General features: G+C 73.1%; 21 protein-coding genes. 17 read left to right on the forward strand and 4 right to left on the reverse strand.

Annotated elements, in window-relative coordinates; all coding sequences use genetic code 11:
- Positions 1-6 precede the first annotated feature (6 nt).
- Positions 7-648 (forward strand): carbon monoxide dehydrogenase subunit G, encoded by a 642-nt coding sequence (locus tag ACE3QY_RS08445; RefSeq protein WP_374455579.1) that lies wholly within the window; start codon positions 7-9, stop codon positions 646-648.
- Positions 645-2,039 carry an amidase gene (locus ACE3QY_RS08450; protein ID WP_374455580.1) on the forward strand — a complete coding sequence of 465 codons (1,395 nt, stop codon included), beginning with the start codon at positions 645-647 and terminating at the stop codon, positions 2,037-2,039. The genes ACE3QY_RS08445 and ACE3QY_RS08450 overlap by 4 nt, the downstream gene beginning before the upstream one ends.
- On the opposite strand, the gene ACE3QY_RS08455 is transcribed toward ACE3QY_RS08450, so the two are convergent.
- Positions 1,961-2,599 carry an N-acetyltransferase family protein gene (locus tag ACE3QY_RS08455; protein ID WP_374455581.1) on the reverse strand — a complete coding sequence of 213 codons (639 nt, stop codon included), beginning with the start codon at positions 2,597-2,599 and terminating at the stop codon, positions 1,961-1,963. The genes ACE3QY_RS08450 and ACE3QY_RS08455 overlap by 79 nt on opposite strands.
- 252 nt (positions 2,600-2,851) lie before the next feature.
- Between ACE3QY_RS08455 and ACE3QY_RS08460 the strand changes: the two genes are divergently transcribed.
- The 9 genes from ACE3QY_RS08460 (at position 2,852) to ACE3QY_RS08500 (ending at position 14,724) form a co-directional block, all read left to right on the forward strand.
- Complete coding sequence (locus ACE3QY_RS08460; RefSeq protein WP_374455582.1) at positions 2,852-3,328, forward strand: MaoC family dehydratase; 477 nt, start codon at positions 2,852-2,854, stop codon at positions 3,326-3,328.
- Complete coding sequence (locus tag ACE3QY_RS08465) at positions 3,325-3,897, forward strand: OsmC family protein (protein ID WP_374455583.1); 573 nt, start codon at positions 3,325-3,327, stop codon at positions 3,895-3,897. Before ACE3QY_RS08460 ends, ACE3QY_RS08465 begins: the two co-directional genes overlap by 4 nt.
- A 76-nt stretch (positions 3,898-3,973) precedes the next feature.
- Positions 3,974-5,275 carry a flavin-containing monooxygenase gene (locus ACE3QY_RS08470; protein ID WP_374455584.1) on the forward strand — a complete coding sequence of 434 codons (1,302 nt, stop codon included), beginning with the start codon at positions 3,974-3,976 and terminating at the stop codon, positions 5,273-5,275.
- Positions 5,272-6,441, forward strand: a complete 1,170-nt coding sequence (locus ACE3QY_RS08475; protein WP_374455585.1) for an NAD(P)/FAD-dependent oxidoreductase — start codon at positions 5,272-5,274, stop codon at positions 6,439-6,441. The genes ACE3QY_RS08470 and ACE3QY_RS08475 overlap by 4 nt, the downstream gene beginning before the upstream one ends.
- Positions 6,442-6,534: 93 nt before the next feature.
- Entirely contained in the window at positions 6,535-9,339 is a 2,805-nt protein-coding gene (locus ACE3QY_RS08480; RefSeq protein WP_374455586.1) for an NB-ARC domain-containing protein, read from the forward strand.
- 379 nt (positions 9,340-9,718) lie between these two features.
- Positions 9,719-9,856, forward strand: a complete 138-nt coding sequence (locus ACE3QY_RS08485) for a hypothetical protein (RefSeq protein ID WP_374455587.1) — start codon at positions 9,719-9,721, stop codon at positions 9,854-9,856.
- 92 nt (positions 9,857-9,948) lie between these two features.
- Positions 9,949-12,060 carry a hydantoinase/oxoprolinase family protein gene (locus tag ACE3QY_RS08490; protein WP_374455588.1) on the forward strand — a complete coding sequence of 704 codons (2,112 nt, stop codon included), beginning with the start codon at positions 9,949-9,951 and terminating at the stop codon, positions 12,058-12,060.
- The gene (locus ACE3QY_RS08495; RefSeq protein WP_374455589.1) at positions 12,057-14,051 is read left to right on the forward strand and encodes a hydantoinase B/oxoprolinase family protein; all 1,995 of its coding nucleotides are present in this window, start codon (positions 12,057-12,059) and stop codon (positions 14,049-14,051) included. Before ACE3QY_RS08490 ends, ACE3QY_RS08495 begins: the two co-directional genes overlap by 4 nt.
- 1 nt (position 14,052) lies before the next feature.
- Entirely contained in the window at positions 14,053-14,724 is a 672-nt protein-coding gene (locus ACE3QY_RS08500; RefSeq protein WP_374455590.1) for an NAD(P)H-binding protein, read from the forward strand.
- On the opposite strand, the gene ACE3QY_RS08505 is transcribed toward ACE3QY_RS08500, so the two are convergent.
- A complete protein-coding gene (locus tag ACE3QY_RS08505; RefSeq protein ID WP_374455591.1) occupies positions 14,721-14,861 on the reverse strand; it encodes a hypothetical protein in 141 nt (46 codons plus the stop codon). The two genes, ACE3QY_RS08500 and ACE3QY_RS08505, sit on opposite strands and share 4 nt — an antisense overlap.
- Positions 14,862-14,917: 56 nt before the next feature.
- On the opposite strand from ACE3QY_RS08505, the gene ACE3QY_RS08510 reads away from it, so the two are divergent.
- Complete coding sequence (locus ACE3QY_RS08510) at positions 14,918-16,240, forward strand: lanthionine synthetase LanC family protein (RefSeq protein ID WP_374455592.1); 1,323 nt, start codon at positions 14,918-14,920, stop codon at positions 16,238-16,240.
- Positions 16,241-16,249: 9 nt separating this feature from the next.
- Here the strand turns inward: ACE3QY_RS08510 and ACE3QY_RS08515 are convergent, their stop codons facing one another.
- Both ACE3QY_RS08515 and ACE3QY_RS08520 read right to left on the reverse strand, forming a co-directional pair.
- Positions 16,250-16,894, reverse strand: coding sequence for a response regulator (locus tag ACE3QY_RS08515; protein ID WP_374455593.1), 645 nt, complete (start codon positions 16,892-16,894; stop codon positions 16,250-16,252).
- A complete protein-coding gene (locus tag ACE3QY_RS08520; RefSeq protein ID WP_374455594.1) occupies positions 16,891-17,856 on the reverse strand; it encodes a sensor histidine kinase in 966 nt (321 codons plus the stop codon). The genes ACE3QY_RS08515 and ACE3QY_RS08520 overlap by 4 nt, the downstream gene beginning before the upstream one ends.
- 68 nt (positions 17,857-17,924) lie before the next feature.
- Here ACE3QY_RS08520 and ACE3QY_RS08525 point away from each other — a divergent pair, with 68 nt between their 5' ends.
- The 5 genes from ACE3QY_RS08525 to ACE3QY_RS08545 all read left to right on the forward strand — a co-directional run bounded on the left by ACE3QY_RS08525 (position 17,925) and on the right by ACE3QY_RS08545 (position 22,413).
- Complete coding sequence (locus ACE3QY_RS08525; RefSeq protein WP_374455595.1) at positions 17,925-18,473, forward strand: SPFH domain-containing protein; 549 nt, start codon at positions 17,925-17,927, stop codon at positions 18,471-18,473.
- Positions 18,470-18,967, forward strand: a complete 498-nt coding sequence (locus ACE3QY_RS08530) for a TrkA C-terminal domain-containing protein (RefSeq protein ID WP_374455596.1) — start codon at positions 18,470-18,472, stop codon at positions 18,965-18,967. The genes ACE3QY_RS08525 and ACE3QY_RS08530 overlap by 4 nt, the downstream gene beginning before the upstream one ends.
- Complete coding sequence (locus tag ACE3QY_RS08535; RefSeq protein WP_374455597.1) at positions 18,964-20,256, forward strand: ArsB/NhaD family transporter; 1,293 nt, start codon at positions 18,964-18,966, stop codon at positions 20,254-20,256. Before ACE3QY_RS08530 ends, ACE3QY_RS08535 begins: the two co-directional genes overlap by 4 nt.
- A gap of 92 nt (positions 20,257-20,348) precedes the next feature.
- A complete protein-coding gene (locus ACE3QY_RS08540) occupies positions 20,349-21,284 on the forward strand; it encodes a carbamate kinase (protein WP_374455598.1) in 936 nt (311 codons plus the stop codon).
- A gap of 22 nt (positions 21,285-21,306) precedes the next feature.
- Positions 21,307-22,413: a ring-opening amidohydrolase gene (locus tag ACE3QY_RS08545; RefSeq protein WP_374455599.1), complete on the forward strand. Its 1,107-nt coding sequence runs from the start codon at positions 21,307-21,309 to the stop codon at positions 22,411-22,413.
- Positions 22,414-22,442: the final 29 nt, after the last annotated feature.

Consider the following 22,442-nt stretch of genomic DNA (forward strand, 5'->3'; position numbering starts at 1 on the left):
ACCCGCATGAAGTTCACCGGAGAGAACGTCCTGGCCGCACCGGTCGAGCAGGCGTGGGACGCGCTGCTCGACCCGGCCGTCCTGGTCCGCACCATCCCCGGCTGCGAGAGGCTGGAGGCGACCGGCGACAACGCGTACGCCATGACGGTGACCGCGGGCGTCGCCTCGATCAAGGGCACCTACGCCGGCTCGTGCGTGCTGACCGACCTCGTCGAGCACGAGTCGCTGGTGATGAAGCTCGACGGCGCCGGCGCCCCCGGCACGATCGGCGCCACCGTCAACGTCCGCTTCACGCCCGAGGGCTCCTCGACGAAGGTGTCGTACGACGCCGACGCGATCGTCGGCGGCATGATCGGCGGCGTCGGCCAGCGGATGCTGACCAGCGTCTCGCGCCGGATGGCGGGGGAGTTCTTCGGCAACGTCGACGCCGCGATCGCCGGTGGCCCCGTGGCGGCGCCGGCTGCTGCCGCCGCTCCGGTCCAGGGAGGCGGCGACGACGCTCCGGCCGCCGCGGGCCAGGTCTTCACCGCCCCCGCCAAGGTCTCGGCCGCCGGGTCGCGGCAGGAGTTCCTCACCGGAGTCGCGGTGGGTGCCGGGCTCGTCGTGCTCGGCGTCATCGTCGGGGGCGTGTTCGGTCGTCGGCGATGACCGACGTCACCGTCGAGTCCACCGCCCGGGAGCAGGCGGCCGCGGTCCGCGCGGGTGAGATCTCCGCGGCCGAGCTGCTCGAGCTGCACCTCGACCGGATCGAGGAGCGCAACCCCGAGCTCAACGCGATCGTCTCGCTCGACGCCGAGCGTGCCCGGGTGGCCGCTGCGGTGGCCGACCAGGCGCAGGCGTCGGGCGAGGAGATCGGCCCGTTGCACGGGCTGCCGTTCGCGGTGAAGGACACCCACGCCCTCGCGGGCTGGCGCACGACCTTCGGGTCGCCGATCTTCGCCGACGCGGTCGCGGACCACGACGACCTCGTCGTCGAACGGGTCCGCGCGGCCGGCGCGGTGTTCGTCGGCAAGACCAACGTGCCGGAGTTCGCGGCCGGGTCGCACACCTTCAACACGGTCTTCGGCGTCACCCGCAACCCGGTCGACCCGAGCCGGTCCGCCGGCGGGTCCAGCGGGGGAGCGGCGTGCGCGCTCGCCTCGGGCATGGTGCCGCTGGCCGACGGCTCCGACATGGGCGGCTCGCTGCGCAACCCGGCGTCGTTCTGCGGCGTGGTCGGCATGCGGCCGTCGTGGGGCCGGGTGCCGGAGTGGCCCCTCTACAACCAGTGGGAGACCACCTCGGTCGGCGGCCCGATGGCCCGCAACGTCGGCGACGTGGCGCTGCTGCTGTCCGTGATCGCCGGCCCCGACCCGCGGGCGCCGCACGTCCTCGGCGACCCCGGCCCGACCTTCGCGCCGCCGCTCGTCCCGGCCTCGCTGGCCGGGCTCCGGGTGGCGTGCGCGGTGGACCTCGGCGGGGCGCTCGTGGTCGACGACGCCGTCGCGGCTGTCGTACGCCGCACCGCGGAGCGCCTCGCCGGCGCAGGTGCGGCGCTCACGGAGTCGCACCCCGACCTGTCGCTGGCCGACGACACGTTCCGGACGCTGCGGGCGTGGCACTTCCAGGCGAAGTTCGCCGACCTGCTGGCCCAGCACCCGACGTCGTTCAAGCCGTCCCTGGAGGCCAACATCCGCGCCGGTGCGTCCCTCACCGGCGCGGACGTGGCCCGGGCCTACACCCAGCGCACCGCGCTGGCCGAGACGATGCGTGTCTTCTTCGAGCAGCACGACGTGCTGCTGCTGCCGACCTCACAGGTTCCGCCCTTCCCGGTGGAGCAGGAGTTCCCCGAGACCATCAACGGGCAGCAGATGCCGGACTACCTGGCGTGGATGCGGTCGGCGTACTTCATCACGGTCACCGGCTGCCCGGCGATCTCCGTGCCGGCCGGCACCACGCCCTACGGCCTCCCCGTGGGTGTTCAGCTGGTCGCCAGGCACGGCTCGGACCGCCAGCTGCTGGAGGTCGCCGCGGCCGTCGAGGAGCTGCTCGCCGGCTGACCCGCGAGCGCCAGCACGGCGCGGCGGTTGACGCGCGACCCCGACGGGGCCACCCGCGGCTCGCCGCGGCCCTCGAGCAGGCCGTCGGCAGGGCGCAGCCGGATGCCGACCCGGGACAGCAGGGCCTCCGAGGCCAGGTTGCCGGGCTCCACGGTCGCCTCGAGGTAGGCGATGCCGTGCTCGCGGGCGACCGTCACGACGGCGTCGACGAGGGCCGAGCCGATGCCGCGGCCCTGGTGGGCGTCGACGACCTCGAAGGCCAGCTCGGCCGTGGCGTGCGAGGTCCGCACGTAGCGGCACAGCCCGACGGGCTCGCCGTCGACCAGCGCGACCCAGGCGACGTGGCGGTCGCCGTCGACGTCCGCGAGCGCGCGCCGGTGGCTGCCCGGCAGCCGCGGCATCGGCACGAGGAAGCGCCGGTGCCGCGACTGCGACGACATGCCCTCGAAGACGGCCTCCACGACGGAGACCTCGCCACTGGAGAGCGGGCGGAGCAGGGCGGAGCCGCCGTCCTCGAGACGGACGTTGACGTGCACGTGGCTGGTCACGTGGCTGTTCACGAGGCCTCCTTCTCCAGCTCGAGCAGCCGGGTCATCAGGCGCTCGGGACGGCGTACGACGGTGCGGAGCTCGCGTTCGCGTGAGCTCGCGAGGGTGATGTTGAGTTCGTGGTGCATGAGGTGCTCCTGATCGGTTCCTTGGGTACGCACCGAGGGTGTGGCGGACCCCTTCCGGCGCCCTTCCGCCGACCTGTCCTCCCCGGGGAAGGAATCGGGAAGGCCCGCGGAAGGTCGGCCCGCCAACCTCCTCGGCATGACCACCACCCAGCGCACGCAGCGCACCGCCGGTGCCGGCCTCGAGGTCGGGGCCACCGCGCGACGGACCCGGAGCGTCACCCGTCGTGACATCGAGCTGTTCACCGAGATCAGCGGGGACCGCAACCCGATCCACTACGACGACGCCCTCGCCGCGCGCTCCCGCTTCGGCGGGGTCGTGGTGCAGGGCGGCGTGACCTCCGGGCTGCTCAACGCGCTGGTCGCCGAGCAGATGCCGGGGCCGGGCAGCGTCTTCCTCGAGGTCGCGTGGCGCTTCCTGGCGCCCGTGCGCCCGGGTGACGTCATCACCGCCACCGCCGTCGTGCTCGCGACCCGCGCGGACAAGCCGGTCACCACGCTCGCGACGAGCGTCACGAACCAGGACGACGTCGTCGTCCTCGACGGCACCGCCGTCGTCTGGCGCGACCCCTCGGTCGCCGCCACCACTCATCAGGATCAGGAGAACCACGCATGAGCATCACCACCGAGAGGACCCCGCTCAACGGAGTCGACGTCGCCACGCTCTTCGGCACCCGCGACGCGGTCAAGCAGACCAACGAGATCGCCAAGTTCCAGTTCCGGGCCACCAACACGTGGGTGTCCGGGACGCACAGCCGCTCCACCTTCGCCGGCTTCCACGGCGCCATGCAGGAGCTGCAGCACGAGCAGGAGACCGTGGTCGAGTCCGACCACCCGGCCGTCCTGGTCGGCACGGACGTCGGTCCGACGCCCGTGGAGTACCTCCTCCACGCCATCGCGTCCTGCCTGACCTCCGGCATCGCCAACGTCGCCGCGGCCCGCGGGGTGCGGCTCACGCACGTGTCCTCGTCGGTCACCGGCGACATCGACCTGCTCGGGATCCTCGGACTCTCGGGCGGCTCGGTGCGCAACGGCTACGAGCAGATCAAGGTCACGTTCCGCGTCGAGGGCGACGCCGACGACGCCACCCTGCGCGAGATCGTCGAGCAGTCCAGGCGCCGCTCCGCCGTCTACGACGCGCTGACCAACCCCACGCCCGTCGCCATCGAGGTCGTGACGGGCTGAGCGCCCCACGGACCGAGCGGCCGGCCGGCCCCCACCGGCCGGCCGCTCGATGGCGGGAACCCGAGAGGAACCCTGCATGACCACCATCGACACCGTCGTCGTCGGAGCCGGACACGCCGGCCTGGCGGTGAGCAAGCTGCTCACGGACGCGGGTCGCGAGCACGTCGTGCTCGACCGCGGCCGCGTCGGCGACCGCTGGCGCACCGAGCGCTGGGACTCGCTGCACCTGCTGACCCCGAGCTGGATGACCCGGCTCCCCGGCTGGAGCTACTCGGGTTCCGACCCCGACGGCTACCTCAGCGTCGGCTCCTTCGTCGGCTACCTCGAGGCGTACGCCGCCTCCTTCGCCGCGCCCGTCGTCACCGACGCAGCCGTGCACGAGGTCACGGCCGCTGCGGGCACCGACCCCGCGCGCCGCTACCGCGTCACGACCACCCGCGGCACCTGGCACGCGCGCCACGTCGTCATCGCGACGGGACCGCACGGCACGCCGTACGTCCCCGCCGGCCTGGCCGGTGCGGACGGCGTCGAGGTGATCACCTCGAACCACTACCGCAACCCCGCCCGGCTCCGGTCCGGCGGCGTGCTCGTGGTGGGTGCCTCGGCGTCCGGGCTGCAGATCGCCGACGAGCTCAGCCGCGCCGGCCGGGACGTGACGATCGCCGTCGGCCGGCACACGCGGATGCCCCGCCGCCACCGGGGCCTGGACATCTTCTGGTGGTTGGAGAACACGGGCCGGCTGGCCCGCACCATCGACGACGTGCCCGACGCCGCCGCCGCACGCGCGGAGACCTCGCTCCAGCTCGTCGGACGCGACGACCCGGAGCGCGCCACCCAGGACCTGGACCTCGGTCGCCTGCAGGCGCGCGGTGTGCGCCTGGTGGGCCGGGTGGACGCGATCGAGGGCCGGACGGCCCGGATCCGCGACGATCTCGCCGCCACCGTCGGCGCGGCCGACGTGGCACTTCACCGCTTCCTCGACAGCCTCGACCGCTTCGTCGAGCGGGTCGGGCTCGGCGGCCAGCTGTGGGACGGCCCGCGGCCGCGACCCGTCGCGGTCGGCCCGGCGCCCACCCGGCTGGACCTGCGCGCCGAGGGCATCGACACCGTGCTGGTGGCGGCCGGCTACCGCCCGCACCACCCGTGGCTGCGGCTGCCGATCACCGACGCGGACGGGACCATCCGGCAGCGTCGCGGCGTCACCCCGGCTGCGGGCGTGTACGTCGTCGGCCAGCGCTTCCAGCACCGGCGCGACTCCGGCTACATCGACGGGGCACGCCACGACGCGACGTCCGTGGTGACGCACCTCCTCCCCTCGAGCGGGTCGGCCGGGCAGGCGGCCGAGGTGTCCGCCCAGCGAGAGGAGCCCGCGGCATGAGCACCTACGACGTCGTCGTGGTCGGCGGCCGGGTCGCCGGTGCGTCGACGGCCCTGCTCCTGGCCCGTGCCGGGCTGTCCGTCGCGCTCGTCGACCGCGGCCAGCGGGGGAGCGACACGCTCTCGACCCATGCGCTGATGCGCGCCGGGGTCCTGCAGCTCTCCCGCTGGGGCGTGCTCGACGACCTCAGGGCGGCCGGCACCCCGGCCGTCCGGCGCACGGTGTTCCACCACGCCGACGGCGAGGACCTCGCGGTGACCATCCGGCCGCGGGGCGCCGTCGACGCGCTCTACGCGCCTCGCCGCCACCTGCTCGACCGACTCCTGGTCGAGGCTGCCGAGGACGCGGGCGTGCACGTGCTCCACGAGGCGACGGTGACCTCGCTGCGACGTGACCCGGACGGCCGGGTGACGGGTGTCGTCGGTCGGACGAGCACTGGCGCGCGTGTCGACCTCGCCGCCGGCCTGACAGTCGGCGCGGACGGGATCCGGTCCCGCGTCGCGGAGCAGGTCGGCGCCACCACGACCTGGCGCGGGCGCACGTCGAGCGCAGTGCTCTACCGCTACGTCGACGACCCGGGCGCAGACGCCTATGAGTGGACGTACGGCGCCGGCGCCGCCGCCGGGGTGATCCCCACCGACGACGGGGCGTCCTGCGTGTTCGTGTCGACCACGCCGATCCGGATGCGACGCCTCCGCCGGCTCGGCGTCGAGCGCGCCGTGGCCGAGCTGCTGGCGGCGGCGGGACCGGCGGCGGTGGAGCGCGTGCGCGACCTCCCTCCGGTGTCGTCGGTGCGCGGCTGGGCGGGCGTCCCCGGCTTCGTCCGCCGGTCGTCCGGGCCCGGGTGGGCGCTCGTCGGGGACGCCGGTTACTTCAAGGACCCCATCACCTCCCACGGCATCACCGACGCCCTGCGCGACGCCGAGCTCCTCGCCACCGAGGTCCTCGCCGCGCATCGCGGCGACCTCGCCGAGGAGGCAGCGCTGGCGCGCTACCAGCAGACCCGGGAGCGGCTCTCGCGACGGCTCCTCGACACCACGGAGCGGGTCGCGGCGTACGACTGGGACGCCCCGGGCATCCGCACCCTGCTCCTCCGGCTGAGCGCCGCGATGGCCGACGAGGTCGAGCACCTCGAGTCCCTCGCACCGGCCGGCGCCGCGAGCTGAGCGCTCGAGGAGCCGCCATGTCCCCCGAAAATGGCGTCGAACCGGCCCCGCCCCCGGGCGTAGAGTCGCATCGCTCGTGGCTGGGAGGGTGCGGTGCACGTCGACATCAACCTCCTCGGAGGCTTCGCGGTCGTCGTCGACGGCCGCGCCGTCGGCGCGCACGCCTGGACCCGCCGCAGCGCCGCCACGCTCGTCAAGCTGCTCGCGCTCCGACCCGGCCGGCAGCTGGCCCGGGAGCAGGTGGTCGACCTGCTGTGGCCCGACCTCCTGCTCGAGCAGGCGGCGCCCCGGCTGCACAAGGCGGCCCACTACGCCCGCACGGCCGTCGGCGTCCCGTCCGCGGTGGTGCTGGCGGGCGACGTGGTCTCCCTGCTCCCCGACGCGGACGTGGTGGTCGACGTCGAGCGCTTCGACCGCGTCTCGGGCGACCCGGCGTCGGTCGAGGAGGCCATCGGGCTCTACCGCGGCGACCTGCTGCCCGAGGACCTCTACGAGCCCTGGGCGGACGCGGAGCGGGAACGGCTGCGGGTCTCCTACCTCGACCTGCTCCGCGCGGCCGGGCGCTGGGCCGACCTGGTGGCCGCCGAGCCGCTCGACGAGGAGGCCCACCTGCGCCTGGTGCAGCAGCACGTCGAGTCGGGCGAACGCGGTCAGGCGCTGCGGCGGCTCGAGGCGATGGCACGGCTCTGGCGCGAGGAGCTCGGCGTGGAGCCGGGGCCGGCCGCCCGGGCGCTGCACGCACGGGCGCACGCGATGCCGCCGGTCGAGCCGGCCGGCCCGGCACCCGGCGGCGGCGCGAGCCGGGTGCCCCGACCGGCGACCCGGACCGTGGGACGTGACCGCGACGTGGCCGCGGTCCTCTCCCTCCTGGAGGACCACCGCCTCGTGACCCTGCTCGGCATCGGCGGCGTCGGCAAGACGCGGCTGGCAGCCGAGGTGGCGCACGAGTACGCCGAGACGACCGGGCAGCGGACCTGCTACGTCGACCTCACCAAGGTCACCGACCCCGGGCTCGTCGCCGAGCTGACCGTGAGCGAGCTCGGCGTCCGCTCCGGCGACAACGCCAACGTCGTCCAGATGCTCGAGGAGGCCCTGCAGCGCCAGCGCCTCCTGCTGGTCCTGGACAACTTCGAGCACGTCGTCGAGGCCGCCGACCTCGTCGCCCGGATGCTCCAGTGGTCCGCCGACATCCGGATCCTGGTGACCAGCCGGGCCCGCCTGCGGGTGGCGGGGGAGCGGGTCCACGAGGTGCAGCCGCTCGCGCTGGACCGCGACGAGGGCACCGGCGGTCTCGCCGACGCGGTCGCCCTCTTCGACCAGGTCGCGACCGCGGTCGACCCGCACTTCCGGCTGGCGCAGCACGCCGACGACGTCGCGGCGATCTGCCGTGCCGTGGACGGCCTGCCGCTGGCCATCGAGATCGCCGGCGGCCACCTGCGCACGCTGTCGCCCTCGCTGCTGCGCGAGCGGCTGACCAGCCGCCTCGGCTCGGCCGCCGGTGCGGGGCGGCACCTGCCGGACCGCCAGCAGACCATCCCGGCGACGATCGACTGGAGCCTGCAGCTGCTGGGCCCGGCGGAGCAGCGCCTGTTCGGTCTCTTCGCGGCGTTCCACGGCGCGGTGCCGCTGGAGGCCGTCGAGGCGGTGTGGGACGACGGCGACGTCGTCGACCCCCTCAGTGTGCTCGTCGACCACAGCCTGGTCCGGCGGACGACCGGCTACCGCGGCGAGCCACGCTTCGGGATGCTCGCCCTCGTGCGCGAGCACGCCGCCCGGCTGGCCGACGGCGAGCGCGAGGCCGCGCGGGCCGCCCACGCGGCGTACTTCTCGTCCTGGCTCGACGACCTCTACGAGCGGCGCTGGACCGACGCGACCGACCGGTGGCTCGACGACATCGGCGAGATGATCCAGGAGGTGCGGGCGGCACACGCTTGGGCGGCGCACGCCGGCGACGTACCGCTCACCGCTCGCATCACCGCGGCGCTCGGCGCCTACTGGTTCCTCGAGGGCCACCACGCCGAGGGCCTGCGCTGGATCGACGAGATGCTCGGCGTCGAGGACCGGCTCGAGCCCGTCGTGGCGGCCCGCATCCACCTGGCTGCGGGCTTCATGGCGTTCCCGTCCGACCGCGCGGGGGCGCGCGGGCACTGGGAGCGCGCGACGGCGCTGTTCCGTGAGCTGGGGGAGACGAGGCTCGTGGCCTACGGCCTCGCGGTGACCTCGGCGACCTACATCGGGGACGTCGGCAACGTCGAGCTCTCGCTGCGGATGAACGACGAGGCGCTGGCGCTGGGCCGCGGCACCGGGAGCCCGGCCCTGGTCGCGCAGGTGCTCAACGTGCGGGGCGAGCTGACCCGCGTCGCCGGGCTCGACGAGATGGCCCGGGAGGCCTACGAGGAGGGGCTGCAGATCTCCGGTGACCTCGGCGACGAGATGTACGTCGCGGTGTTCCTCTCCAACCTCAGCTACGTCGCCGAGCACCGCGGCGACCACGAGGAGGCCCGCCGGCTCACCCATCGCGCCCTGCGGATCTGCTGGTCGCAGGGCCGTCGGCTGATGGCGGCGTGGACGGTCTCCCAGCTCGCGGGGCCCGAGCGCGCCCTGGGCCGCGCCGAGCTCGGCGCCGTGCTGGTGGGAGCGGGCGACGAGGCGCTCCGGGTGCTCGGCGCCCGTCGGCATCCGGGCGACGTGCCCGAGCACGCGCGCGTCGTGGTCCTGCTCCGCGCGAGCCTGGGTGACGAACGGTTCGAGGAGCTGCGCGAGGAGGGGGCGCGGCTCACCCTCGACGAGGTGCTCGCGCGCATCCTCGACGGCGACCCCGAACGGGACGGTGAGAGGGACGGGGAGGTCCGCGTGCCTGTGCAGAGACGTGTGCACGAAGGTGTGGAGAAGTCCTGACTCCTTGGGGATGGAGCCTGGCCGGCTGGGGACGACACGCCGGAACCCGAAGTATGTGAAAAAAGCTTCGCCGAACCCCTTGCGGACCCCTCGGCGGCGGGCATAGAACTCTCCCTACGCAGCCCCGCAAGGGGAGGCGGGATGGCTCCGGAAGGAGGGTCCACACGACGGGAACCGGTTCGCCGGGGATCGTCGCAGGCACCGGGTGATGCGGTGGCTGGGGCCGGACCGAGGGAGCGATCGAGCGGGAGCATCACCACGACCGCTCACCCAGATGAGCTGGACGCTTCGGCGACCTGCACATCGCCCGAAGGGCCCTTGCCGCTCATACCGACGAGGGCCCTTCACCTATTTCCGCCCTGCTGCCACGATGAGCGGCATGACGACCCGCGACTTCAGCACCCTGCCCGAGCCCGTGCGCCTGGAGGAGACCGTCGCGGAGGTGGAGGCGGACCGGCCGCACGACCCCGAGGGCGACCGCAACGGCGACCAGCACCGCGCGCTGCGCGACGACTGACCGACCCACGGCAAGGGTTGCCGGAGAACACGCGGTTCGTCGGCAATCTCTGCCGTGGTGGTCGCCACGCTGCCACCAGTTGAATCGTCCCCATGACGCAGGACTCGACGCCGGACACCACGCAGCGGCGGATCAGGATCGGCATCGACACCGGTGGCACGTTCACCGACGTGGTGGCCTTCGACGAGGACTCGGGCGAGCTGGTCACCACCAAGACCCCCAGCACGCCGGGCAACCCGGCCGACGGCTTCATCTCCGGCATCGAGAAGATCCTCGGGATCGTCGGCGCGGACGGCGGCGACATCACCGCCGTCTCGCACGGCACCACGGTCGCCACCAACAAGCTGCTCGAGGGCAAGGTCGAGGCGCTCGGCTTCATCACCACCGAGGGCTACGAGTTCATGCTCGAGATCGCCCGCCAGTCCGTGCCCGACGGCTACGGCAACTCCTACTTCTGGGTCAAGCCCGACCGCATCGTGCCCGCCGACCGGGTCCGCACGGTGGGTGGCCGGCTCGACTTCACCGGCGCCGAGATCCGACCCTTCGACGAGGAGGCCGCGGTCGCCGCGGCCCGCTGGTTCCGCGACCAGGGCATCACCACGATCGGCGTCTGCCTGCTCCACGCCTACGCCAACGACGACCACGAGCTGCGGATGCGTGACATCCTGCGCCGCGAGCACCCCGACGCGGTCGTGTCGATCTCCGCCGAGGTGCTCCGCGAGTACCGCGAGTACGAGCGCTCGATGACCACGCTCGTCGACGCCGCCGTCAAGCCCAACGTCAGCCGCTACGTCACCAACATCTCCGAGCGGCTCCTCAGCTTCACCGGCAACACCATCCCGTTCTACGTGATGAAGTCCAACGGCGGCGTGCTCTCGGCCGACGAGGTCGTGCACCAGCCGATCACCACCGTCCTCTCCGGCCCGGCTGCCGGCGCGCTCGGTGCCGCGCTGATCGCCAAGGTCGCCGGCTTCCCGAAGATCCTCACCTGCGACGGCGGCGGCACCTCGACGGACGTGTCGGTCGTGCTCGACGGCGAGCCGACGCTGACCACCGAGGGCACGGTCGGCGCCTACCCCAGCAAGATCCCGATGATCGACGTGGTCACCGTCGGTGCGGGCGGCGGCTCGATCGCGTGGCTCTCGCCCGAGGGCACCCTCAAGGTCGGCCCGCACTCGGCCGGCGCCGACCCGGGCCCGCTCTGCTACGCCAAGGGCGGCACCCAGCCGACCATCACCGACGCCCACGTCACGCTCGGCCGGATCCCTCCCCACCTGCTCGGCGGCGAGATCCCCCTCGACGTGGAGGCGGCCCGCACGGGCATCGCCGAGCTCGCCGAGCGGCTCGGCCTCGACTTCGAGACCTGCGCGACCGGCATCCTGGAGATCTCGGCCTGGAACCAGGCCAACGCGCTGCGCCAGGTCAGCGTCAAGCGCGGACTCGACGTCCGCGACTTCATGCTGACCACCTTCGGCGGCTCCGGCTCGCTGCTGGCCTGCCGGCTGGTCGACATCCTCGACCTGGCGGGCGTCGTCGTACCTCCCAACCCCGGCAACGTGAGCGCCTTCGGCCTGCTGACCGTCGACGTGAAGAACGACTACGTCCAGACCCACGTCGCCAAGGAGTCCGCGCTCGACCACGCGCAGGTGCAGGCGATCCTCGACGATCTCACCGACCGGGCCCGCGGGGCGCTGGACAAGGAGGGTTTCGCGGCCGCCGACCACCGCTTCCAGCGCACCATCGACGTGCGCTACGTCGGGCAGGCCTTCGAGGTGCGGGTCGCCGCCCCCGAGGGCACCGTCGACGAGGCCTACGTCGCCCAGGTCGCGGACACCTTCCACGCCGAGCACCGGCAGCTCTACGGCTACGACTTCCGCGGTGACCGCGACCAGCAGGTCGAGTGGGTCAACCTCCGCGTCACCGGCATCGGCCCGATCACCCGGCCGGAGATCCAGACCCTCGACAAGGCCGACGGCGACGTCGAGGAGCGCGCGGTCCGAAGCCGCCGCCCGGTCTGCTTCGACGCAGCGCAGGGCTACGTCGACACCCCGGTCATCTGGCGCCCCGACCTGGGTGCCGGCGACAGCTTCAGCGGCCCGGCCATCGTCGAGGAGTTCGGCTCGACGATCCCCGTCCACCCCGGCTTCGAGGTCGTGGTCGACGACTGGGCCAACCTCGTGATCCGGAAGGAAGGCGTGCGATGACCACGTTCGACACGGCCGTGGACCCGGCGTACGTCACGGCGAAGCCGGTCAACCCGGCCGGACTGCCGACCGCCTACGAGCACGGCGGCCGGCTGACGGCCGAGGGCACCACCGTCGACCCGATCCTGGTCGAGATCGTCCAGGGCACGCTGGCCAGCGTCGAGATGGAGGTGGAGACCGCCATCGGTCGCACCAGCCGCTCGCCGATGATCCGCGACGCCCACGACTTCCGGGCCGGCATCCACGACCGGCAGCTGCGCAAGCTCACCGGTCGCTCCTACAGCGCGCTGGTGCACCCGATCGTGCGCGACTACCCGATCGAGGAGATGCGCGAGGGCGACGTCTTCTTCCACAACGACGTCTACGAGTCCGAGGGCGGCATCGGCCACCTTCCCGACCTGTGCGTGACGGTGCCGGTCTTCCACGACGGCGAGGTGGTGGCCTTCGTGCAGGCCTTCGGCCACCACGACGACATCGGCGGCGCGGTGCCGGGCTCGATGCCCAGCAACGCGACCACCGTCTACGAGGAGGGGCTCGCTGTCCCACCCATCAAGCTGTGGGACGCAGGCGTGCCCAACAAGTCGGCGCTGCGCATCATGACGCGCAACTCGCGGATGCCCGACAGCCTGGCCGCCGACCTCGACGCCGAGTGCTCGGCCTGCCTGATGGGTGCGCGCCGTCTCGGCGAGCTCTTCGAGCGCTACGGCCGCGACGCGATCGAGGCGTCGTTCGACGCGATCCTCGACGCGACGACCGAGACCTACCGCCGCGAGATCCTGTCCAAGATCCCCGACGGCACCTACGTCTGGGAGGACTACGCCGAGCACGACGGCGTCGACGAGCCGCAGCTGCACACGCAGCGGATCACCCTGACCAAGGTCAGCGACGCCCCGGCCGACCCCGAGAACGGCCGTCCCGCCGGCCCGCGGCTGATCATCGACTTCACCGGCACCAGCGCCCAGGCGAAGGGGCCGATCAACCACTGCGGCGACTACGTCGGCGGCAACTTCCTCAAGAAGTGGCTCGCGCCGATCCTGCGCAACCTGGCCGACACCCCGGAGCGGATGGCCGAGCTCGACGTCAACGAGGGCATCGTGCCGCTGATCGAGATGCGCTTCCCCGAGAAGGGCACGCTGCTCACCCCGATCCACCCCGGCCCGACCAACGCCCGCACGTTCGTGATCCTGCGCCTGCTCGGTGTGCTCGCCGGCGTCGTCGCCAAGGCTGTCGACGGCAAGATGCCCGCCGACCAGGAGACGATCCGCTACACCGGCGTCTACGGCAAGGACCTCGAGGGCAACGACTACCTCATGCGCGAGGTGCTCGGCGGCGGTTCCGGCGGCCGCTACTACGCCGACGGCGAGGACACCATCCACGTGGTGCCCGACTCGCGCAACCTGCCGACGGAGTTCACCGAGTCGCGCTTCCCGTTCATCGTCGAGCGCCTGGGCCTCGCCCAGGACTCCGGCGGGGCGGGGGAGTTCCGCGGCGGCCTCGGCTACGAGAAGCACATCCGGATGCTCAAGGACGCGCACTTCATGTCCATCGCCGACCGGTCGATCCTGGCCTGCTGGGGGGTGCGCGGCGGCAAGGCCGGCGCCCCGTTCCAGGTCGTCATCGACCCGGGCGGCCCCGACGAGCGCGAGGTCGACGCCCTCGCCGACGCGGAGGTCGTCAAGGCCGGCCAGGTGGTCCGGATCCGGACGACCGGTGGCGGCGGCTGGGGCGACCCGCTGGCCCGTGACCCCGAGCTCGTGGTCCGCGACGTGGTGTGGCGCAAGGTCTCGGCGGAGGCGGCGCTGCGCGACTACGGCGTCGTGCTCACCGGGTCGGCCGACGCGGGCGACCTCGGCTTCGACGCCGACGCGACGTCGGCCGAGCGCGCGGGTCGCGCGGCGTGGAGCAAGGACGATGACGCGTTCTTCGACCGCGGCCCGGGCTACTCCTCCTTGGCCGACGGAGCGGCGTACGCCGAGGTCGACAGGGTCTGACGTGCCGGTCGCGGTCCTGGGCGGTCACGGCAAGACCGGCCGCGCCGTCACCGGGGCGCTGACCGGCAAGGACGTGGGTGTGCTGCAGCTGGGCCGGGCCGACTGGCCCGACCTGGCGGCAGCGGTGACCGGGTGCGAGGCGGCCTACGTCATCGCGCCGAACCTCCACCCCGACGAGCCGGCGTACGTCACCGCCGCGCTGGACGCGCTGACGTCGGCTGGCGTCCGACGGGCCGTCTACCACTCGGTGGCCTCGCCCTACGTGCCCGCGATGCCGCACCACCTCGGCAAGGCGGTGGGCGAGGACCTCGTCCGGCGGTCGGGCCTCGACTGGACGATCCTCCAGCCCGGCGCCTACCTCCAGAACCTCGACCTCGCCGGCCCGGTCGACCTGCCGTACTCACCGGACGTCCCCTTCGGCTTCCTCGACCTCGCCGACCTCGGTCGTGCCGCCTCCGTGGTGCTCACCGAGCCCGGCCACGTCGGCGCGACGTACGAGCTCGCGACCCGCGTCGCGACCGTGCGCGAGCTGGCGTCGGAGGCCGGGGTCCCGGTCCGGCAGGTCCACGATCCCGGCACCCACCCCTGGCTCAGCGCGATGTTCGCCTACTACGACGACCACGGCCTGCCAGTCGGCACCCGCGTCCTCGACGGGCTGCTCGGTCGGAGCTAGCCGACGAAGGCGACCAGCGCGACCACGCCGAGCAGGAGGACCAGCACGGGCAGCAGCAGGAACGCGTCCTGCGTGTCGATGATCTTCGGGCGCTCGTAGTGCTCGCCGTACTTCTCGAGCCGTCGTCGGCTGGCCATGGCAACCCCCGTTGCGTCGTGTGCGGTCACCCTAGCTGCGGTGCCATGATCGGCGGGTGACCACCGCGCAGACGTACGCCGACCTCGGCGAGGCGGCCTGGCGGTGGGTGCTCGACCAGGTCCGGTGGGACGACGGGCCGTGGATCCCCGAGTCGGTGCCGCACGAGGGCGGGCCGCCCGCGGACCGCGACGGCATGCACAGCGGGACCGGCGGGCTCGCCCACGTGCTCGCGGAGGTCCGCAAGACCCGGCCATGGTCCGACGAGGAGGTGGCGCTCGCGGCCGGGATCGCCACGCGCATCCGCGCCAACCTGGCCACCACGACGACGTACTCCTACTTCGACGGCCTCGTGAGCGACCTCGGCGTGCTGTCTGCCCTGCGCGTCGACGGCGCGGAGCAGGCGATCGCCCGGCTTGCCGACCTCGCCACTGACGACGGCTGGGACCAGCCGTGGATCGCCGAGCCGCCGTACGACCCGCACACCCGGATCAGCGACGTCACCCTCGGCACCGCCGGCAACCTGCTCGGCGCGCTGTGGGCGCACCGCCACGGGACGCCGGGCGCCGCCGGGCTCGCCCACCGTGCCGCCGACATCCTGCTCGCCGAGGGCGAGCCCACCGAGGCGGGCACCAACTGGTACTTCGTCCCGCGCCGCTTCGCAGTCGACGCGCCGCCCGAGCGGCGCGACCGCCAGATGCCGAACTGGTCGCACGGCCTCGCCGGCATCGCCGCCACCCTCGCGGTCGCCGGGCGCGAGCTCGGGCGGCCGGACCTCGTCGAGGCTGCCCGCAGCGGGGCCGAGCACCTGGTCACGCTCGGCGACACCGGCGACGACGGGTTCGTGCTGCCGCACGTCATCCCCGACCAGGCCGACATGGACCACGTCACCTACACCTGGTGCCACGGCCCCACCGGCACGTCCCTGCTGTTCACCGCCCTCGAGCACGCCGGCGTCGAGGAGGTGGCGGGGGAGACCCCGGCGCAGTGGCAGCGCCGGTGCCTGCACAGCGTCCGCACCTCCGGGGTCCCCGAGCGCCTGCACCCGGGCTTCTGGGACAACGACGGACGCTGCTGCGGAACGGCCGGCGTCGGCGACGTCTTCCTCGACGCCTGGCAGCGCCGCGGGGTCGAGGACGACCTCGCCTTCGCGGTGGTGCTCGGCGACGCGCTCGTCGAGCGGGCGATCGTCGAGGGCGATCGCGCGTGCTGGCGCTTCACCGAGCACCGCAACGAGGAGCCGCTGCTCCCGCCCGGCGTCGGCTGGATGCAGGGCGTCGCCGGCATCGCGGCGTACCTCCTGCGGCTCGCCCGCGTGCTCCGCGAGGGACGTACGACACCCGCCGTCACGCGGCTCGACACCTGGTGGAACGTGCCCTGAACCGGCGGTTCAGGGCTCGATCAGCCCCGCCCGGATCGCGTAGCGGGTCAGCTCGACGCGGTCGCGCATGCCGAGCTTGCCGAGGATGTTGGCCCGGTGGCCCTCGACCGTCTTGAGGGCGATGTGCAGGTCGCGGGCGATCTCGCGGGAGGAACGGCCCTCGGCGATCAGCTTGATGACCTGGTCCTCGCGGGCGGTGAGCACCGAGGCCGGCACCCGCTCGCCGCGACGCAGCCGGTCGAGGTAGTCGCGCACCAGCGTGCTCTCGGCACCGGGGTAGAGGAAGGTCTCGCCGCGCATCGCGGCCCGGCAGGCGCCGACCAGGTCCTCGTCGGCCACGGACTTCAGGACGTACCCGCTGGCGCCCGCCTTGAGCGCACCGAAGAAGTACTGCTCGTTGTCGTGCATCGAGAGCATCAGGATCTTCGGCGGGTCGCGCCGCTGGGCGATCTCGGCGGCGGCCTGCAGGCCGGTCATCCGAGGCATCGCGATGTCGAGCACGACCAGGTCGACCTCGGTGTCGCGGACGCGTTGCACCGCCTCGGCGCCGTCGGCGGCCTCCGCCACCACGGTCAGGTCGGGCTCCTGCTCGAGGATGAGCCGCACGCCGCGACGGACGAGGTTGTGGTCGTCGGCCAGCAGGATCCTGATCACGCCTCGCCCCCGACCGGCACCCGGAGCCGCACCGTCGTGCCGTGCCGCGGCCGGCTGATCACCGAGAGCTCCGCGCGCACCAGCGCGGCCCGCTCCCGCATTCCCATCAGCCCGGACCCCTCGGCCAGGCCGTCGAACCCGCGCCCGTCGTCGCGCACCTCCAGCACGAGGCTGTCGCCGAGCTTCTGCAGCGACAGCTCCACCTCCTGCGCGTCGGCGTGCCGCGCGGCGTTGGTCAGCGCCTCCTGCGCCACGCGGTAGACCACCACCTCCGCCTCCGGGCTCAGCGCGGGCAGGCCGGGCGCGAACGAGCGGCGCACCGAGGCCGCGCTGTGGTCGGCGAAGTCGGTGGCCAGCGCGGCGAGTGCGCTGGTGAGCCCGAGGTCCTCGAGCACCCCCGGACGCAGCCGCCGCGCCACCCGGCGTACGTCGTCGAGCCCGGCGCGCGCGCTGTCCCGCACCGCGCCCAGCTCCGGCACCAGCTCGGCCGGCGCCCGGGTCTCGACCTGCTTGAGCCCGAGCAGCACGACCGTGAGGCTCTGACCGACCTCGTCGTGGAGCTCCTGGGCGATGCGGTGCCGCTCGGCCTCCTGCGCGGACAGCGCGCGGGCGTCGCCGGCGCGGCGCTCCTCCGCGAGCCGGAGCATCAGTCCGTTCACGCTCTGCGCGATCCCGCGCACGGGGCCCGAGCCCTCCTCCGGGAGCCGGGTCGGCGCGAGGTTGTCGATGCCCTCGAGCCGGGTGATCAGCCGCTGCAGCGGAGCCAGCGCCCACCGGATCAGCAGCGCGTTGGTCAGGATCATCACCGCCAGCCCCAGCCCGATGACCACGATCTCCGACGGCACCGGGTCGGCGGACACGCTCGCCGGCGACAGCACCAGCACCAGCGCCCCGACCACGAAGACCACGCCGTTGATCAGACAGATCGTCCAGAACAACGGGAGGTGGCTCGGCCAGCGCATGTCGACACCCTTCCAGATGGGGTCCAGCCCCCATGGGTTCGGACGTGCGGACTCCGAAGACTGGGAGCATGCCCCCACCCGACGAGAACACCGCGGTCGACCCCACGGGCGCGGCCTGGGTCGTCTGGCTCGTGATCGTCGGACCGGGACTGCTGTTCGTCACCTTCGCGTGCGTCCGCCGGGTGGGCCCCGACGAGCTCCTGCTGGTCGTGCGCGACGGCCGCGTCGTGCGCGCCCGCGGCGAAGGCTTCCTCGCCCGCTGGCCGGGGGTCGAGCAGTTCGAGCCGGTGCCCACCGGGCCGCAGGTCCTCCCGCTGGTGGTGCGCGCCCGCACCCGCGACGGCGTCGACGTGGTCGCGCTGGCCGACCTGACCCTGGAGGTGCGCCGGGTCCAGCCGGGCGGTGGCTTCGTGCCGGCCGAGGACGTCGTCCGGGTCGCCGAGGAGACGGTGGCCGCGGCGTTCGAGCGGCTCGCCGTGGACAGCCTGGTCGACGAACTGGAGGCGCTCGAGGCCCGGTGGCCCGAGCAGGTCACCCGCTTGCTGCCCGCGGGGACCGAGGCCAGGGCACTCACCGTGACCGAGGTCGAGGCCCGCCTGACCGGGGGCGCCACGTGAGCGAGACGCCGTACCTCGTCGAGGTGGCCGTGTCGGTCGCCCTCCTCGCCTCTGCCATCGGCTTCGCGATCGGCCTGGCCATCGGCCGCGGCCGCCAGCCGCGCTGGCAGGAGAAGGGCAGCTTCGTGCACAAGGTGTCCATCGGCTTCGCCACCCTCGACCGCCTCGACGCGGTCCTGCTGCGCTTCGAGGTCGAGCCCGGCTCGCGGCTCTCCGGCGTCGAGATCGGCGAGCTGCGGCTGCCGCCCGGCTCCGGCGTCGCGATCCTCACCCGCGGCAAGGACGTCATCGTCCCGGAGGAGCGCAGCGTGCTGCGCACCGGCGACCAGGTGCTCGTCGTCGCCGCGCTCGGGCAGGTGTCCGCCGTCGAGGAGCGGCTGCGCTCCGTCAGCCGCCACGGCCGGCTGGCGACCTGGGCCGAGGACCTGGACGAGTGGTCCGGTTCCGCCCGCGCGTACGGCGTACGCCGTCGGTCGAAGGTGGGCATCGCGTGATCCTCACCTCGGCCGCCCTGGCGGTCTTCATCGTCAGCTATGCCCTCATCGCGACCGAGCGCGTGCACCGGGTCGCCGCCGCGCTCGGCGGGGTCGCGGGGATGGTCGTCATCGGCCTCGTCGACGCCGAGACCGCCTTCTTCGAGGAGCACACCGGCGTCGACTGGAACGTGATCTTCCTGCTGTTCGGGATGATGATCATCGTCGGCGTCCTCAAGCAGACCGGGCTCTTCGAGTTCCTGGCGCTGTGGGCGGCCAAGAAGTCCGGCGGGCACCCCTACAAGCTGCTCGTGCTGCTGGTGCTCGTGGGCGCGGCGGTGGCGCCGATCCTCGACAACGTCACCTGCGTGCTGCTCGTCGCCCCGGTCACGCTGTCGGTCTGCCGGCGGCTCGAGCTGCCCTCGGCGCCGTACCTGATCTCCCTGATCCTCGCCTCCAACATCGGCGGCATGTCCACGCTGATCGGCGACCCGCCCAACATCATCATCGGCAGCCGCGCCGGGCTGAGCTTCGACGACTTCCTCGTCCACTCGCTGCCGCTGACGGTCATCCTGCTCGCCCTCTTCGTGGTGATGGCCCGGTGGCTGTTCCGCAAGGACATGACCCGGATGGGCAACGTCCACGGGCTCGACGACCTCCGCCCCGCAGACGCGATCACCAACGTCCGGATGCTGCGGCGCAGCCTTGTCGTGCTGTTCCTCGTGATGATCGCCTTCAGCCTCCACACGGTCCTCCACCTCGATCCCTCGGTCGTCGCGATGATGGGTGCCGGCGCGACGGTGCTGGTCTCCCGCACCGAGCCCGAGGAGTTCCTCGAGGAGGTCGAGTGGGACACCCTCGCGTTCTTCATGGCGCTCTTCGTCCTCGTCGGGGCCCTCGTCCAGGTCGGTGTCATCGGCGCCATCAGCGCGTGGGCCGCCGAGGCGATGGGCGGCCGCGAGCTGCTGGGTGCCACCGCGCTCCTCTTCGGCTCCGGCGTCATCGGCGCCTTCGTCGACAACATCCCCTACACGACCGCGACGGTGCCGGTGGTGGAGGAGATGGTCGCCAGCACCTCCGCGACCGGTGCCGACAGCCCGCTGTGGTGGGCCTTCGTGTTCGGCGCCGACCTCGGCGGCAACGCGACGGCCGTCGCGGCCGGGGCCAACGTCGTGGTGCTCGGCATCGCCGCCAAGGCGGGGGAGCCGATCAGCTTCTGGGGCTTCACCAAGTACGGCGTCGTGGTGACGGTCGCGACGCTGCTGGTGGCCTGGCTCTACGTCTACCTCCGCTACTTCGCGCTGGCCTGACGCAGCGGTTGGCAACACCTGCCCAGTGTCGTACGGGCTGCTGACAACTGTTGCCGGTGGGCCGCGTGGCGCGCATCACTACGGTTGCGTCCATGAGGGTCCTGCTCGCACTCGGCGGAAACGCCATGACGAACGCCGACGGCCGGGCCCGTCCCGAGGACCAGATCGCCGCGGCCCAGACCGCGATGGCCGCCGTCGCCGGCCTGCTCGAGCACGACCACGACGTCGTCATCACCCACGGCAACGGTCCCCAGGTCGGCAACCTGCTCGTGAAGAACGAGCTCGCCGCCGCCGTCGTGCCTCCCGTCCCGCTGGGCTGGTGCGGCGCCCAGACGCAGGCGACGCTCGGCTTCGTCCTGATGGACGCCCTCGACCAGGAGCTCGCGCTCCGCGGCGTCGAGCGGCGCAGCGCCGCGCTCGTGACCCGCACGCTCGTCGACGCCGACGACGCGGGCTTCACCCGCCCCACCAAGCCGATCGGCCGCCACCTCCCGGAGGCCGAGGCGAAGGTCCTGATGGACCACGGCGAGACGTGGGAGGACCGCGGCGAGAAGGGCTGGCGGCGCGTGGTCGCCTCGCCCGAGCCGCTCGAGATCCTCGACGCCCCGGCCGTGCTGGCGCTGATCGAGGCCGGCTTCGTGGTGGTCGCCAACGGCGGCGGCGGCATCCCGCACGTACGCCGCCCCGACGGCTCGCTCGCCGGCGTCGAGGCCGTCATCGACAAGGACCTCGGGGCCGCCCTGCTCGCCGGGACCACCGGCGCCGACGTGCTCGTCATCGCCACCGACGTGCCCAACGCCGTCATCCGCTGGGGCACCCCCGAGGCCGAGCCCCTCGGCACCCTGACCGTCGAGGAGCTCCGCGCGTACGCCGCCGAGGGCCACTTCGCGTCCGGCTCGATGGGCCCGAAGGTCGACGCCGTCTGCCGGTTCGTCGAGACCACCGGCAGGCGCGGCGTCATCACCAGCCTCGACCAGATCACCGCAGCGGTCGCCGGAGACGCCGGCACCGTCGTCGTACCCGCTTGACCCGTCCCTGAAAGGAACCCGCATGCCCAGCGCCATCGAAGTCCGCAAGGTCCCGATCCACTCCGTCGCCGACGCCTCCGAGCTCACGAAGCTCATCGACGAGGGCGTCATCGCGGCCGACCGCGTCTTCGCGATCATCGGCAAGACCGAGGGCAACGGCGGCGTGAACGACTACACCCGCATCATCGCCGACCGCGCCTTCCGCGAGGCGCTGGTCGCGAAGGGCGCCGACCCCGAGCAGGTCAAGGGCATCCCGATCGTCTGGTCCGGCGGCACCGACGGCGTGATCAGCCCCCACGCCACGATCTTCGCCACCACCGACGTCCCCGAGGACGACCCGTCGCGCGAGGAGCTGCGGCTCACCGCCGGCTTCGCGATGAGCGAGGCGATCCTGCCCGAGGAGATCGGCTACACCGCGATGATCGAGAAGGTCGCCGCCGGCGTGAAGGTCGCCATGGAGCGCGCGGGCATCACCGACCCGTCCGACGTGCACTACGTGCAGACCAAGACCCCGCTGCTGACCATCCACACCATCCGCGACGCCAAGTCGCGCGGCAAGACCGTGTGGACCGAGCACACGCACGAGTCGATGGACCTCTCCAACGGCGTCACCGGCCTCGGCATCGCCGTCGCCCTCGGCGAGATCGAGATGCCGACCGACGCCGACGTCATGCACAACCGCGAGCTCTACTCGTCCGTCGCGTCGTGCTCCTCGGGCGTCGAGCTCGACCAGGCCCAGATCGTCGTGGTCGGCAACGCGAAGGGCGTCGGCGGCAAGTACCGCATCGGCCACTCCGTGATGAAGGACGCCCTCGACGCCGACGGCATCTGGGAGGCCATCCGCTCGGCCGGCCTCGACCTGCCCGAGCGGCCGCGCACCAGCGACCTCGACGACAAGCTGGTCAACGTCTTCCTCAAGTGCGAGGCCAGCCAGGACGGCATGGTCCGCGGTCGCCGCAACGCGATGCTCGACGACTCCGACGTGCACTGGCACCGCCAGATCAAGTCGTGCGTCGGCGGCGTCACCGCGGCCGTGACCGGCGACCCGGCGGTCTTCGTCTCGGTCTCCGCGGCCCACCAGGGCCCCGAGGGCGGCGGCCCGGTCGCCGCCATCGTCGACCTCTCCTGATCCACCACCCGGACGTCATGCGGACGGGG

Origin of the sequence: Nocardioides sp., from assembly GCF_041913365.1 — a bacterium.
GTDB lineage: Bacteria > Actinomycetota > Actinomycetes > Propionibacteriales > Nocardioidaceae > Nocardioides.